Here is a 13,034-nt window from a genome sequence, read left to right as displayed (position 1 = left end):
TCGTGGCCCACGACGCCCCCGTACTGGTCCTGGACGGCCCGCCCGGAGCGGGCAAGACCTCCCTGCTCGCCCGCATGGTGTGCGCTCTCGGCGACGACACGATGTGGATCACCGAGCCCAACGCCCGCCTCGCCACCGGCCTGTCCGCCCCCATCCACCCCAGTCCGGCCGGACACACCCTGTGGTTCCTGCGGCACGAACTCGACAAGGCCCGGGCCATGCGCCGCCTGGTCACCGACGAGGCAACCCGTCTGCTCATCGCCGACCGCAACCACCTCGGGGCGCTGGCCTACTGCTACGCCACCCACGCCCAGGACTCCCTGCCCTACACGGTCGCACGTGACTTCTACGCCCGCCGCATCGCTCCCGAAGTCCCGGAGGCAGTCCTCACCGCGATCCTCCTGGTCAGCCCCGACCAGAGCCTGACCCGCCGCGGAAAAGTGGCCGAACTGCCGCGCTGGAAACAGTGGTTCGACGAAGGCCTGCTGGAGCGGCTGCACACCTTCTACACCGACATCGCCCCCACGCTGTGCCCGACGCCACCCGCGATCATCAACACCGACGGGGCCACCCCGCAAGCGGTCCTCGCCCAAGTCGCCGGCGTCCTCGCGGACGCAGGCCTCGACCAGACCGCGCGCCACCTCACCTCCGCAGCCGCCCCCAACCCGCGGCCGCCGCTGGATGAGCAGTTCACCGATGCCTACACCCAACTCGGCGGGCTGGAAGCCCTCGGCCACCCCTTCACCCCAGCGATCGACCACCGCGGCGGCACCGTCCAGCTCTGCCAACTCGGCACCCTGCACCGCGACCCGGCCGGGCGCAACCGCCTGTGGAACCCGCTCGCCGCCCCCGACCGAAGGGCCGCCTGATGAGCCGCACCACCCCCTGCGTCGTCGGCATCAACCTCGGCCACGACGGCGGCGCCGCACTGATCACCGAAAGCGTGATAGTCGCGATCGGCGAGGAACGCCTCAACCGCACCCGCTACAGCCCCGGCTTCGCCGCTTCGCTCCTGTACTGCCTGCGCGCGGCCAACCTCACCCTCGCCGACGTCGACCTGGTCGCCGTCAGCGGCATCGGCCGCACCCCGCCCACCCGGACCGAGACCAGCCTCACGCACCTCGGTATCGACCGCGAGCGGATCGTGCCGGTCGACCACCATCTCAGCCACGCGTACACCGCCTACTGCCTCAGCCCGTACGAGGAGGCGACCGTGCTGGTCGTCGACGGCGCCGGCAACAACAACGACACCGAGACCTACTACGCCGCGACCCCCGACGGCATCGAGCGCCAGGGCGGCAACCCGCCCACCAGGCCCAGGGCGGGCGGGATTGGCGCAACCTACGAGGCCTTCACCAACCACCTCGGCTGGCATGAGCAGGAGGCCGGCAAGACCATGGCCCTCGCGGCGTACGGCGACCCGGGCCTCTACCCCGCCCCGCTGTTCGACGTCGTGGACACCCAGGTCCACGGACGACTCACCCACACCCACGCCCCTGGCATCGCCGACCTCGCGAGGCGGACCGGGTTCGACTTCGGCCCGTACGGCAGCCTCGGTGCGCACGGACTGGCCGCCCACGCGGCCGCCTACGTCCAGGACCAGACCGAGCGCGCCCTGTGCACGCTCGCCACCCAGACGCTCGCCACCACCGGCCTGCCCGACTTGTGCTTCGCCGGCGGCGTCGCCCTCAACTGCGTCGCCGCCGACAAGCTCCGCCGTCTGCCCGAGGTCACCGGCTACTTCGCCCCGCCCGCCGCATCCGACCGCGGCCAGGCCCTCGGCTGCGCCCTCTATGCCTGGCACCGCCTCACCGGTGAACTGCCCAAGCGCACTCTGCACAGTGACTACTTCGGCCGCGACTACGCTGGCGAAGAGATCGAACAGGCTCTGCGCCGTGACCCCCGCTCCGGCCTGGTCGAACGCCGGCGCACGCCGTTCACATGGCGGCGCGAGAGTGACATCGCCCGCACGGCCGCCCAGATGATCGCCGACGGGAAGATCATCGGCTGGTTCCAGGGCGGCAGCGAACTCGGGCCCCGTGCGCTGGGGGCCCGCAGCATCCTCGCCGATCCCCGCACCCGCGACAGCTCCGACGCCCTCAACCAGAGGATCAAGCACCGCGAACCGTTCAGGCCATTCGCACCGGCCGTCCTCGCCCACCACGCGGGCGCCTGGTTCGATCTGGACGTGTCCAGCCCGTTTATGCTGCTCGCCCCGCCTGTCCGCCCCGACCACGCCGACAAGATCGCCGGAGTCGTACACGTCGACGGCACCGCCCGCGTCCAGACCGTCGACCCCACCGTCGCACCCGTCTACGGAGCACTGATCGAGCACTTCTACCAGCTCACCGGCGTGCCCGTCGTCCTGAACACCAGCTACAACGACCGCGAACCCATCGTCGAGACCCCCGCCCACGCACTCGCCACATTCCAGGCCTGCGACCTGGACGCGGCCTGCATTGGCGAATACGTCGTGGAGCGGTCCTGATCCCCTCCCAGACGCTGCCAAACTGAGGACATGACCTCCACTCCGCCGCTGAGGGAAGCCGCCCGCGCCATCGTCCTCGACGACCAGGACCGCGTCCTGTTGCTGCGCTACGACGAGAACGGCGGCTTCTGGGCGACGCCCGGCGGCTCCCTCGAGGACGAAGACAAGGGAGACCACAGCGCGGCCGTACTCCGCGAGCTGGGTGAAGAGCTCGGTATCGACGAGAAGGAGGTCGAGCTCGGGGACCAGCTCGCGGAACGCAGCAAGGACCACCTTGTCGGCGGCCGCGAAGTCCGCCAAGTGGAGAAGTACTTCCTCGCCCGCATCCCCGCGGCCGCCGTCGACCCGGCCCGGGCCTCGCAGCCCGACAACATCCGCGAACACCGCTGGTGGCCCCTCGCCGAACTGAACACCACGGCCGACACGGTCTACCCGCTTGGTCTCGCCGACCTCGTCACCGGCGTCCTCGAACATGGTGCACCCGTGCGCCCCGTCGTGCTGGCCGGATGATCCTTCCTCGGGTACCTCGGCACTGACCCGCCGACGACGAGATCGAGTCAGGCACGATGCCTGGTCGGCCGAGCACCAGGCGCCATGGAGCAGGCACGAACGCGTCGCACAGCGCATGTCCCGCAGCCTCCCAGCAAATTGCAGCAAGCCCGCCGGCGGCTGGAACAGCGGGCCCTGCCGCTCGCCCGGACCGCGGGGGAGGGCAACATCCAGTGGACGGTGTTCGGCCCCACCAACTGGCGCTGCACGATGAGCGTCGAGATGCTCGCCGGTGAGGCAGGCGAAGGGCTACGGCTGGCCGACCAGGTCGACACCAGCCGACTGCCCAGCAGGGAGCGGCAGTTCACCTTCGGCCTCGAGGTGGCCCGCTGCTATCACCAGCGCCGCGACGACGTCGCGGTCCTGGTGCACCTGCTCGGCCTGGAGGACCTCGCCCCGAAAGACCTTTCCCGCAGCCCCGTCGCCAGGGCCATGGTCCGGGATCTGCAGCTTCGGGTACGTCCCACATTTCGCCGCAAGGTCGACGCCCTCGCCAATCGGCTGGAGCGCGCCTGAGGGAGGCGCAGCAGGAGACTTGCTCGAACCGGACTCCGCCGCCAGCCAGCGGATCCGGACCGGGCTATGCCGAGGGGGAGACGGCCCACTGAGGCCAACCGCGACTCGAGGTGCCTCACTCTCGACACGGTTCGCGCGTTCGCAGTGACACTGCGCCCAGTAGGCCGGCCGTTGCTAATCGGCTCACCGGCCATGACGATGGACGCCTTAAACCGTGTGAGTCACACAGTTTGGAGCGGGCTGCGGGCATCGCCGTGCTCCGTGTCGCTCAGTGGACCAACCAGCCATCACCGATGCCCATAGAGAGGGAGAGGGGGCTCCGGATATTGCGAACTCTCAGTTCGCCCACGGCGCCCTGCCCGGCTCTACCGTCACGTGATCCGCGGGTGGAGGAGGCAACCGCATGGGCTGCGACGGGATGGCTCGGTCGAGCCGGTGGGACACGACTGCGGCCGACGAGGTCGACGTCATCACGGTCTGCCAGTTCCTTGCGCTGCAGGCGCTGGAGCAGCTGACTGCGCCGGGCGCGGTCAGCGTGAACCCGGTGCCGGGCGCTGCCACCTTGTCCTTTCTCGTCCCCGCCGATGCCACCCACTGGCTGCCGTACCACCTGGGCGCTCGCGCATCCTGCACGGACGTGGTGTTGCCCGCGGACGGCAAGGAGGCACCTCCCGGTCCCTACTGGCTGATCGAGCGATCGCAGGGCCTGACGCCTGTAGCCGCGCTGCGCGCGGCGCTGAGGGACGCGGTGCGGCGATGGCCCGGGCGGCAGGCGCAACCTGCCGATTCGATGCGCGAGTTGCGGGTTCCGCGCCGTGGGCGCACTGAGCCCAGGCGAGACCGGGCCCCCGGTGGCAGGGGCTGGTGAGATGGTGGCGGCCCCTGCGGTCCTACCGGGCGGCGTCCACTCCGAACTCGTAGGCAACTTCCCAACGGGCGTGTGGGACGGTGATGTCGGCGGTCTCCACCGCGCGGCCGTCGCCGTCGTAGTAGGTCCGCTCGATGACGAGGACCAAGTCCCCGCGGCCGATCCCGAGCAGGTTGGCCTGCTCCTGGGTGGCGCGGCCGGGGCGGGGGACTTCCAGCGCGGAGACGATGTCGACGCCGATGGAGCGCATCCGTTCGACGACGCCTTTGCCGGCGAGCGGGCCCATCTCGGGCAGCAGGATGGGGGTGTCGCCTGTGATCGCCATCGGTTCCCAGGGCAGGGAGAGCTGGGCGGGCTGGGCGTCGGCGAGGAACTCGTAGCTGGTGCGGACGCACGGGTCGCCGGGCTCGATACCCAGTCTCTGGGCGATGTCGTGCGGGGCGGGTGTGCGGGCTTCGGAGTGTGCCTCCCAGGTTCCCTCGCGGCCGAGTTCGGCCATGTCTGCCCGGAACGGACTGCCGCGGCGGCGCTCCCGGTGGCGGGAGCGGATCATGCGGCGGCGTTCGCGGAGCTCGGCGACGAACGTGCCGGATCCGGCGCGGCCCTGCAGTCGGCCTTCGGCGATGAGCCGCTCCTGGGCCTTCTGCATGACGTTTGCGCCGACCCCGTACTCCTCGGCCAGGCGTGCGCGGGAGGGAAGCCTTTCTCCAACACCCCATTCGCCGCTGTCGAGTCGACGGCGCAGGTCGTTGGCGACGACCTCGTGCTGCGGCGGCTCCTCGTGGCCCATACGCGGACTCCGTACTGGTCAGCGGCTCCTAGATGCCCGGGTTCGGGCGACTCGATTGACAATTTAATGCATCAGGTCCAAGCTAATGCATTAAATCTACTGTACGTGATCAATCGTGCACGGGAGAGATCCGTGAACTCGCCGAACGCCCAGGCCACCGCGATTGTCTCGATGCTGCAGGCGCTAGGTGCGAGTCCGGTCGAAAGCCAGGAGCTCGGCTACCTCCGGATCGAGGCCCAGGTGCCGTCCACCATCAGCGACGATCTCCTGTCGGACCTCTTCCGCCTCCTTCAGAAGGCATCGGACCGTTACGGGCACGACTTTAGGAAAGACCGCACCTCAGTGGTCTGGGCGGAAATCGACACCCGAGGCTCGGTCGGGCAAAGCGCCTCGCTCCCGCCCACCAGCAGCATCGTCGGCCGCCCCGCCCGTGGGGCGCACGTCGTGCTCTACACCTGCGCCGCCGAGGCAGAGTCCGCCAACCGAACGCTGGCCGCCCTGAACACCTTCGCCGCCGCGCAAGGCTGGACGGTCATCCACGAGGCATACGATCTGGCCCCGCTCGCCACCTCGCGCCGCGGCCGGACCGGATGGCACGCGATCGAACGCGCCCTGAGGGACGGCAGCGCCACCGGGCTGATCGCGCAGAGCGAGCAGGAAGTCGCCAGCCGCTCCGCAGACCGCCTCTCGCTGCGGACCTTCATCATCGACCAGTCGGCGTTCGCCGTGTACCTTGGTGCGCCGCCGCTGCCAGGGCCCGCCGCCGTATGGTCCGGCACCTACGACCTGGCTCCGGGCAGTGTGCGCCAGCTGAAGGTGCTGGCGCGGATGCGTCTGTCGATGCGGCGGTGGCCCGGCGACGTGGACGCCGCCGTCGAGGTCCTCGCCCGCCTCGCCGCCAACGCCGTGGCACACGGCCGGCCCGCCAACAAGGCCCCGGCCACGATGCACATCCACCTCTCCTTCACCGATGAGGGAAACCTGCTCATCGACGTCGAGGACCCCAACCCGAGCTTCCCTGACGCGCACGCCGCTCTGAGCGGAGAGCGCGGCCGCGGTCTGCGCGACGCCCTCGACCTGGGAGCGGAACTGCTGTGGTTCCTCGCCCCCGACGGCCTCGGCAAGACGGTGCGCGCAGTCCTGCCGCCGGGGGAGGGCCTCACATGACCGGCCCCGCGGGCGACCAGCACACCAGTGCGTCCCCACCTGCCGAACACAGGGACGGTCTCCGCCATCACCTGCCGCAGCTGGGAGCCCAGCCCGCACCCGTCGACGGGCAGGGCCGCCACGAAGACCCGATTCCCGCCCACGAACCGCAGATCGCACCGCACACGCTGCCCACGGTCCCCGATGAGACCTCCCCGGGAAACCTGTCAGGAATTCACGAGATGAGCGTGCACCCCCCGCCGAGCAGCTGGAGCAGGCAGGAAATGCTTCCCGTGCTCTGGACCGAGCCACAACGTGTTCCGCCCCGCCCGCAGCCCGTGCCCCCGCAGCGCACCTCAAGCGGGACGAACACCCGGCGGATGACCTGGCAGCTGCCCGGCCACTCAAAGGCCACCCCGGCTGACGCCCGCCACCTGGTGACGCAGACATGCCGACGGTGGAACATCCCGCCACAAGCCATCCAGGACCTGACACTGATCGTGTCGGAACTGGCGACCAACGCCCTCCTGCACGCCCCGAACGACCGCGTGACGGTGGGCATGATCCTGACCGCCGACGACGTGTGGGTGTTCTGCGCCGACCAGGGGCCCCGCCGGCCCATCAAGACCAACCCGGCGCACGCCGACGACGAGCACGGCCGCGGTCTCCTCATCGTCGACACACTCGCCAGCCGCTACACGGTGAACCCGTGCGGCCGCGGTACGGCCGTGGCGGCCTGCCTCACCCTCCCCGCAAGCACGACCCCTCCCGTCCACACCCCCCAGGGCACCGTCGCCGCTGCCCCCTGCGAGGACTCTTGCGATGCCACCCATAGCCATATCTGAACACGTGGGCGCGGCCCCCCTTACGCACGCGACCGGCCCAGCCGGACAGCCACGCGGCGCACACGGGCAGCCCCCCACTCTGGCCGACATACTGCCGGCCGCGCACCTGGCCTCACGCCCCCTGAACGTGAAGGTCGGGGCCGATTTCGACATCGTTGTACTGCCCGAGAAACAGGCCCGGCAGGCTGTCGACCGCCTCGCGCACTGCCGCCCTCACCCCATCGGTGCGGCCATGGCCCGCCGCGGCGAGTGGGTGCTGTTCTTGCCACCCGGTTCCGGGCTAGGCGCCCAATGGCCCCCGCCCGCCCGGCACTTCGACAGCGGGACGCTCCAGGTGCCGCCCTTACTCACGGCGTGCGAGGAACTGCGGTGGGCCCGCATGGGCAACACGGTCCACGGCGGCCGCGCCTACACCGCGCCCCTGGTGCTGCACCCCCTGCTGCCCCTGCTCGGGTGATCTCCCTTCTCCCACCCATCTGCTGTCCATCCGTCACGAGGATCTGATGTCCCTGATACATGACGTGCTCCTGTGGACGCCCTACGTCCCCCTCACCGCTGTTGGCGGGGCCGCTCTGCACTACCGGGCCCGACGCAAGGCTGCCGACAAGAGGGCGGCCGACGCCGAACGGCGGGCCGCTGAGGCCGACCGCCTGATCGCCGCGCGGGATGAGGAGGCCCGTCAGCTCGCCGACTCCAGGCTGCCCGCCCTGGCATACGCGCTGCAGCACGGCACCCCGCCCAGCTTCGGCGGGCTGCTCCACCCGGAGCTGAACAGCACCGTCACGGCTGCCGCCTACGAATCGGTCCTCAAACAGGTTGGTGCCCTGATGGACGGGGCATCCCGGAAGGCGGAGGAGGCCACCCGGTCCACAGTGCGCGCCTGCGTCAAGTCCGTGCAGGCCCTCCTCTACGAGCAGCAGAGCGCGATCTCCAATCTGCTGGACGCCGAGGACGATGAGCGGGTCCTGGCCCTGGTCCAGCCCGTCGACCACGCGGGCAACCAGCTCCTTCGCCGGCTGCAGGTTCTCGGCGTGATCGCAGGCACCTGGCCCGGTCGCCAGAGGGACAACGTCCCCCTGAACGATGCGATCAGGGGCGCCATGTCCCGCATCCGCGACTACCAGCGCGTTCGGCCGCCCCGCGCATCCGGCCTGTACCTCGCTGACCGAAACGTCGAGCCCGTCGTCCTGGTCCTCGCCGAACTCCTCGACAACGCGGCCCGGCACAGCGCCCCGTCCACGCCGGTGGACGTACGGCTCGTCGAGGGAGCCCAGGGCGTCAGCATCGAGATCCACGACGCCGGGGCCGGGATGAGTGCCGAGGCCGAACTGGAGGCCAAGCGGCGGCTGTCCGGGGACGGCTCGTTCCGGCTCACCGAGCTGCGCAACCCGCCCAGCTTCGGGCTCCTCGGCGCCGGCGTGCTCGCCCGCAGGTACGGCTTCCGCGTCTATCTCGATGACGCCTCTCACTACGGCGGTGTGCGGGCCGTCGTGTTCCTGCCTCAGGCGCTGCTCGCCGATGCGCCGCCCCCTGCAGAGACGGCCCCTGCCCCGGTGCAGCAGACGGCGCCCGCGGCGCCGGTCCGCCAAGCCGACCCGAGCACGGTCGCCGCCGCAGGCCCCTACGAGATCACCCACGACGGGCTCGCCAAGCGGAACTCCGGGCGGCCTGCCAGTCAGGACACGATCCGGCCGCGGCGACCGCTGGCCGGGGCCGAGCCCCCGCCGACCGGGTCCGGGCGCGGGCTTGCCGCATTCGTCCGGGCCACCAGCGGCATCCACGCGGACGCCCCTCAGACCGCGGACGACCCCCAAATGTCCAACCCTTCCCCCACGAGTGAGGAGTCCCCCCGATGACGCAAGCAGCCCGCCCCAACCTCAGCTGGATTCTCAATGAGCTGCTCGACATCCTCCACGCCCGGCATGCGCTGGTGCTGTCCGCTGACGGCCTGACCGTGGCGTCCTCGGACGGCGTGAACAGGAACCTCGCCGACCGGATCGCGGCGAGTGTGTCCGGGCTTCAGTCCCTCAGCCGCAGCGCCGGTGAATTCGTCACGGAGGACAACACCGTGTGGCAGCAGACCATGGTCCAGTACCAGGACGGGTACCTGTTCGTGATCGCCGCCGGCTCTGGCAGCCACCTGGTGGTGTCGGCCGGCAGCCAGGTGGACATCGAGGCGATCTCGTACCGGATGGAAAAGACCGTCGAACGTCTCGGTGACCCCCTGTCCGTGGCACCACGCGAGCCCTCAACGCAGGGATGACGGCCCGCCGTCGAGGCGGTGACCGGCTGGTCGCAACGTACGTGGTCACGGGCGGCCGGTCCTCGCCCACCCGCAACACCCTCGACCAGATCACGCTGATCAGCCTGTCGTCGTCGGCCCCCTACCTCAGCCGGTCCGACCTCAACGAGGAACAGAACAAGATCCTCGGCCATCTCGCGCGCGGCGCCCAGTCCGTCATCGAGCTCGGCGCGTTCCTGCACCTGCCCTTGGCCGTGATCCGTGTCCTGCTCTGCGACCTCATCGAGTCCGGCCACATCGCCGCGTCCGGGCGGCGCATCACCGACGGCCCCGCCGAAGGCCCTGATCGAAACACCTTGGAGGCAGTCCTTGCAGGACTACATCGACTCTGACTCCGACCCTGGACCGGTGCTGCGCGGCAACGAGCGCACCGTGAAGATCCTGATCGTCGGCCACATGGGCGCCGGTAAGACCACAGCGGTGCAAGCCGTCTCCGAGATCCGCCCCATCAAGACGGAAGAGGTGATGACGACCGCGGGCAGCGGCATCGACCGCGCCGACCTCCCCCATAAGACGACCACGACCGTGGCCATGGACTTCGGCCGCGTGAACCTGAATGAGGAACTGGTCCTCTACCTGTTCGGTGCCCCCGGCCAGACCCGCTTCTTCGACATCCTCGAAGACCTGGCCCACGGTGCGCTGGGCGCCCTCGTGCTGTGCGACCCGCGGCACCTCGCGGAGACGTATCCGATCCTCGACCTCGTCGAGGAACTCGGCCTGACCTATGTGATCGCCGTCAACGAGTTCGACGGCGCCGACCGCTACACCGAGGAGCGGCTGCGCGAGGTCATGGAGCTCGCCCCGAGCATCCCGCTCGTGTTCTGCGACGCCCGCTCCCGCCTCAGCACCCGCGATGCGCTGATCGCCCTCGTGCAGCATCTCCTGACCAAGCTCCCGGAGCCCGTGCGATGACCTACCCCGCCCAGCAGGGCGCCGGGCAGTGCCCGGTGTACCAGCCCGCCCACAACGGACCGTTGCCGATCTACGGCCGCCCGTTCAGCGACAACCCGCACGGCACCTACGAACGGCTGAGGGCCCAAGGCCCGGTGGCGCCCGTCGAGATCGAACCCGGCGTCTGGGGCTACCTCGCCGTGTCGTTCCGCGCCGCAATGTACCTGCTGCGCAACAACCCGCGGCGGTTCAGGAAGGATCCGAACCACTGGGAGGCCCTGCGCCGCGGTGACGTGCCGCCCACCAGCCCTGCCCTGATGATGATGGGCCCGCGCGACAACGCGCTGTGGAAGGACGGCGACGAGCACCTGCGTCTGCGCGGGGCGCTCACGTCGGCGCTCGGGACGGTCGACACCCATCAGCTGACCCGCACCGTCACAGAGATCGCCGACCATCTGATCGACGAGATCGCGCCCATCGGTACAGCTGACCTGGTGGCCCAGTACTGCGACGTGCTGCCCATGCTGACGGTCAACGCGATGTACCAGTCCCCGCCCCCGATCGGCGATCAGATCGTTCGCACGGTCACCCGGCTGTTCCTCGCCGGGCCCGACGCGGCCGAGGCCAACGCGGCCCTGGAACAGGCGTGCCTGGAACTGATCCGGCACAAACGGAACTATCCCGGGCGGGACGTCGTCAGCTCACTGATCGCCGCAGGCCTGACCGACGGCGAACTCGTGCCCACCCTCATCCTCCTGTTCGGTGCGGCAGGCCCGCCCCCCGCCAAGCTCATCGCGTCCGGACTGCTGCGGATCCTCACCGACGACCGGTTCGCCGGCGACGTCCACACCGGCGTGCACCCGGTATCCGCTGCTCTCGACGACGTGCTGTGGCAGGACCCGCCCGTCCCGAACTATTGCCCCCTGTACGCGCAGGGCGTTCAGGTCGTCGAGGGGGTCCAGGTCCAGCCCGGAATTCCGATCCTGGTCTCCTTCGCCGCAGCCAATGCCGATCCCGCCCTCACTCTCGGCCTGCCCCCCGGCGCGCGCACCGGCAACCGCGGGCACCTCGCGTTCTCTGCCGGGGCGCACGCGTGCGCCGCACCCGACCTGGCGCGCGTGATCTGCGAGACGGCCGTCGAGCGGGCCCTGGACCGTCTGCCCAGCCTGACTCTGGCCATCCCCGCCGACCAGGTCCCCCCGATGCCCGGCACCTTCATCGCCGGTCCCGCCGCGCTGCCCGTGCGATTCCAGCGCGCCACCCCCCACCCCACCCGATCCGGAAGGACCGCAGCAGCATGACCACGCTCCCCACTTCCGCGCCCCCCGCCTCCTCCGATCGCTGGCACTACCTCCTCGATCCGACCGGAAGCGACATCCACGGCGAGACCGCCGCCCTGCGCGAGGCCGGACCCGCCGCCCGCGTCATCCTGCCCGGCGGCATCCCCGCCTGGACGGTCACCGACGCCGACCTCATCCGGCGCCTCCTCTCCCACCCCAAGATCAGCAAGGACGCATATCAGCACTGGCCGGCCTACATCAACCGCGAGATCCCCGACGACTGGCCTCTGCGGATCTGGGTCGACGTCCGCAACGCCCTGACCGCGTACGGCTCAGAACACAAGCGGCTGCGGCGCCCCCTGGCCGCCGCGTTCAGCCCGCGCCGCGTCCGCGCCCTGGCCCCGCAGATCACCGACGTCACCCGCACCCTGCTCGACGAGCTCGCCGTCACCGGCCCCGACGACGTAGTGGACCTGCGGGCACGGTTCGCGTGGCGGCTGCCCCTCCAAGTGGTCAACCTGATCTTGGGCGTCCCGGACCAGTTCCACGACGACTTCCGGGACTCGGTCGGCGCCCTGTTCATCACCACGACCAGCCCCGAAGAGGGCCACTTCGCGATGGTCCGCATCTACGAGCTCATCAACAAGCTGATCGGCTACAAGCGGCGCAACCAGGCCGACGACATCACCTCCCAGCTCATCGCCGCCCATGACGCGGGCGAGATCAGCGGGACCGAACTCGCTGACAGTTTCCTCCTGCTCATTGGCGCCGGACACGAGACGACCGTCAACGCGATCGACCACGCCGTCGTCAACCTGACCACTCACCCCGACCAGCTGGCCCTGGCCACGAGCGGAACCCTGCCGTGGAGCCAAGTCGTCGACGAGTGCCTGCGCCATCAGGCTCCCGTCGCCACGATCATCCTCAGGTTCGCGGCCGAGGACCTGCACGACGAGCCCACCGGCATCACCTTCGCCCGCGGTGACGCCATCGCCATCAACTACGCGGCCGTCGGCCGCGACCGGAAGGTGCACGGGGAGCGCGCCGACGAATTCGACGTCACCCGGCCCACCACCGGCGAGCATCTCGCGTTCGGCCACGGCGCACACCTGTGCGTGGGCATGGAGCTCGCCCGCATCGAGCTGCGCATAGCCCTCCAGGAACTCTTCGCGCGCTTCCCGCGCCTGAGCCTCGCCGTCGACCCCGACGAGCTGGAGCCCCTGCCCAGCATCATCACCAACGGGCACACCCACTTGCCCGTCCGTCTCGGACCTCCCGCGCCGGTGGAGGACGTCGACGCCGGAGAGTCTGCCGTCGCCGAACCCGCGTAAGCCCCCGTGCGCGGCCCCTGACCGTGCA

General features: G+C 70.3%; 15 protein-coding genes. 14 read left to right on the top strand and 1 reads right to left on the bottom strand.

Going from position 1 to position 13,034, the window contains the following annotated elements; genetic code table 11:
- The first annotated feature begins 2 nt into the window (after nt 1-2).
- The 5 genes from AQJ46_RS45605 (at nt 3) to AQJ46_RS45585 (ending at nt 4,421) form a co-directional block, all read left to right on the top strand.
- Nucleotides 3-869 (top strand): AAA family ATPase, encoded by an 867-nt coding sequence (locus tag AQJ46_RS45605; RefSeq protein WP_059211260.1) that lies wholly within the window; start codon nt 3-5, stop codon nt 867-869.
- Nucleotides 869-2,488, top strand: a complete 1,620-nt coding sequence (locus tag AQJ46_RS45600; RefSeq protein ID WP_059211259.1) for a carbamoyltransferase family protein — start codon at nt 869-871, stop codon at nt 2,486-2,488. The genes AQJ46_RS45605 and AQJ46_RS45600 overlap by 1 nt, the downstream gene beginning before the upstream one ends.
- A 30-nt stretch (nt 2,489-2,518) precedes the next feature.
- Nucleotides 2,519-2,998 (top strand): NUDIX hydrolase, encoded by a 480-nt coding sequence (locus tag AQJ46_RS45595; RefSeq protein WP_063803937.1) that lies wholly within the window; start codon nt 2,519-2,521, stop codon nt 2,996-2,998.
- 138 nt (nt 2,999-3,136) lie between these two features.
- Nucleotides 3,137-3,553 carry a hypothetical protein gene (locus tag AQJ46_RS45590; protein WP_059211258.1) on the top strand — a complete coding sequence of 139 codons (417 nt, stop codon included), beginning with the start codon at nt 3,137-3,139 and terminating at the stop codon, nt 3,551-3,553.
- Between the two features lie 403 nt (nt 3,554-3,956).
- The gene (locus tag AQJ46_RS45585; RefSeq protein ID WP_059211257.1) at nt 3,957-4,421 is read left to right on the top strand and encodes a hypothetical protein; all 465 of its coding nucleotides are present in this window, start codon (nt 3,957-3,959) and stop codon (nt 4,419-4,421) included.
- A gap of 22 nt (nt 4,422-4,443) precedes the next feature.
- On the opposite strand, the gene AQJ46_RS45580 is transcribed toward AQJ46_RS45585, so the two are convergent.
- Nucleotides 4,444-5,211: a GntR family transcriptional regulator gene (locus AQJ46_RS45580; protein ID WP_059211256.1), complete on the bottom strand. Its 768-nt coding sequence runs from the start codon at nt 5,209-5,211 to the stop codon at nt 4,444-4,446.
- Nucleotides 5,212-5,343: 132 nt separating this feature from the next.
- On the opposite strand from AQJ46_RS45580, the gene AQJ46_RS45575 reads away from it, so the two are divergent.
- From AQJ46_RS45575 to AQJ46_RS45535, 9 genes are all read left to right on the top strand, one after another.
- On the top strand, nt 5,344-6,378 hold the full coding sequence (locus tag AQJ46_RS45575) for an ATP-binding protein (RefSeq protein ID WP_059211255.1): 1,035 nt from the start codon (nt 5,344-5,346) through the stop codon (nt 6,376-6,378).
- A complete protein-coding gene (locus tag AQJ46_RS53375; RefSeq protein ID WP_079072750.1) occupies nt 6,375-7,202 on the top strand; it encodes an ATP-binding protein in 828 nt (275 codons plus the stop codon). Before AQJ46_RS45575 ends, AQJ46_RS53375 begins: the two co-directional genes overlap by 4 nt.
- A gap of 127 nt (nt 7,203-7,329) precedes the next feature.
- A complete protein-coding gene (locus AQJ46_RS45565) occupies nt 7,330-7,659 on the top strand; it encodes a hypothetical protein (protein WP_059211253.1) in 330 nt (109 codons plus the stop codon).
- Between the two features lie 46 nt (nt 7,660-7,705).
- The gene (locus AQJ46_RS45560; RefSeq protein ID WP_059211252.1) at nt 7,706-9,058 is read left to right on the top strand and encodes an ATP-binding protein; all 1,353 of its coding nucleotides are present in this window, start codon (nt 7,706-7,708) and stop codon (nt 9,056-9,058) included.
- A complete protein-coding gene (locus tag AQJ46_RS45555) occupies nt 9,055-9,465 on the top strand; it encodes a roadblock/LC7 domain-containing protein (protein WP_059211251.1) in 411 nt (136 codons plus the stop codon). Before AQJ46_RS45560 ends, AQJ46_RS45555 begins: the two co-directional genes overlap by 4 nt.
- A complete protein-coding gene (locus tag AQJ46_RS45550; protein WP_059211250.1) occupies nt 9,462-9,836 on the top strand; it encodes a DUF742 domain-containing protein in 375 nt (124 codons plus the stop codon). The genes AQJ46_RS45555 and AQJ46_RS45550 overlap by 4 nt, the downstream gene beginning before the upstream one ends.
- Nucleotides 9,814-10,416: a GTP-binding protein gene (locus AQJ46_RS45545; protein ID WP_225887603.1), complete on the top strand. Its 603-nt coding sequence runs from the start codon at nt 9,814-9,816 to the stop codon at nt 10,414-10,416. The genes AQJ46_RS45550 and AQJ46_RS45545 overlap by 23 nt, the downstream gene beginning before the upstream one ends.
- Nucleotides 10,413-11,696: a cytochrome P450 family protein gene (locus AQJ46_RS45540; RefSeq protein ID WP_059211249.1), complete on the top strand. Its 1,284-nt coding sequence runs from the start codon at nt 10,413-10,415 to the stop codon at nt 11,694-11,696. Before AQJ46_RS45545 ends, AQJ46_RS45540 begins: the two co-directional genes overlap by 4 nt.
- Nucleotides 11,693-13,006 (top strand): cytochrome P450 family protein, encoded by a 1,314-nt coding sequence (locus AQJ46_RS45535; RefSeq protein WP_059211248.1) that lies wholly within the window; start codon nt 11,693-11,695, stop codon nt 13,004-13,006. Before AQJ46_RS45540 ends, AQJ46_RS45535 begins: the two co-directional genes overlap by 4 nt.
- The last annotated feature ends 28 nt before the right edge of the window (nt 13,007-13,034 follow it).

This window comes from Streptomyces canus (assembly GCF_001514145.1).
GTDB classification, from domain to species: Bacteria; Actinomycetota; Actinomycetes; order Streptomycetales; family Streptomycetaceae; genus Streptomyces; species Streptomyces canus.
The sequence above is the reverse complement of the archived record's forward strand: the minus strand, read 5'-3'. Positions and strand labels throughout refer to the sequence as shown.

Bases quoted from the DNA above. Each gene is read 5' to 3' on its own strand.
- AQJ46_RS45580 (WP_059211256.1), bottom strand. From the start codon at position 5,211: ATGGGCCACGAGGAGCCGCCGCAGCACGAGGTCGTCGCCAACGACCTG.
- AQJ46_RS53375 (WP_079072750.1), top strand. From the start codon at position 6,375: ATGACCGGCCCCGCGGGCGACCAGCACACCAGTGCGTCCCCACCTGCC.
- AQJ46_RS45555 (WP_059211251.1), top strand. From the start codon at position 9,055: ATGACGCAAGCAGCCCGCCCCAACCTCAGCTGGATTCTCAATGAGCTG.
- AQJ46_RS45550 (WP_059211250.1), top strand. From the start codon at position 9,462: ATGACGGCCCGCCGTCGAGGCGGTGACCGGCTGGTCGCAACGTACGTG.
- AQJ46_RS45560 (WP_059211252.1), top strand. From the start codon at position 7,706: ATGTCCCTGATACATGACGTGCTCCTGTGGACGCCCTACGTCCCCCTC.
- AQJ46_RS45535 (WP_059211248.1), top strand. From the start codon at position 11,693: ATGACCACGCTCCCCACTTCCGCGCCCCCCGCCTCCTCCGATCGCTGG.
- AQJ46_RS45600 (WP_059211259.1), top strand. From the start codon at position 869: ATGAGCCGCACCACCCCCTGCGTCGTCGGCATCAACCTCGGCCACGAC.
- AQJ46_RS45585 (WP_059211257.1), top strand. From the start codon at position 3,957: ATGGGCTGCGACGGGATGGCTCGGTCGAGCCGGTGGGACACGACTGCG.
- AQJ46_RS45595 (WP_063803937.1), top strand. From the start codon at position 2,519: ATGACCTCCACTCCGCCGCTGAGGGAAGCCGCCCGCGCCATCGTCCTC.
- AQJ46_RS45540 (WP_059211249.1), top strand. From the start codon at position 10,413: ATGACCTACCCCGCCCAGCAGGGCGCCGGGCAGTGCCCGGTGTACCAG.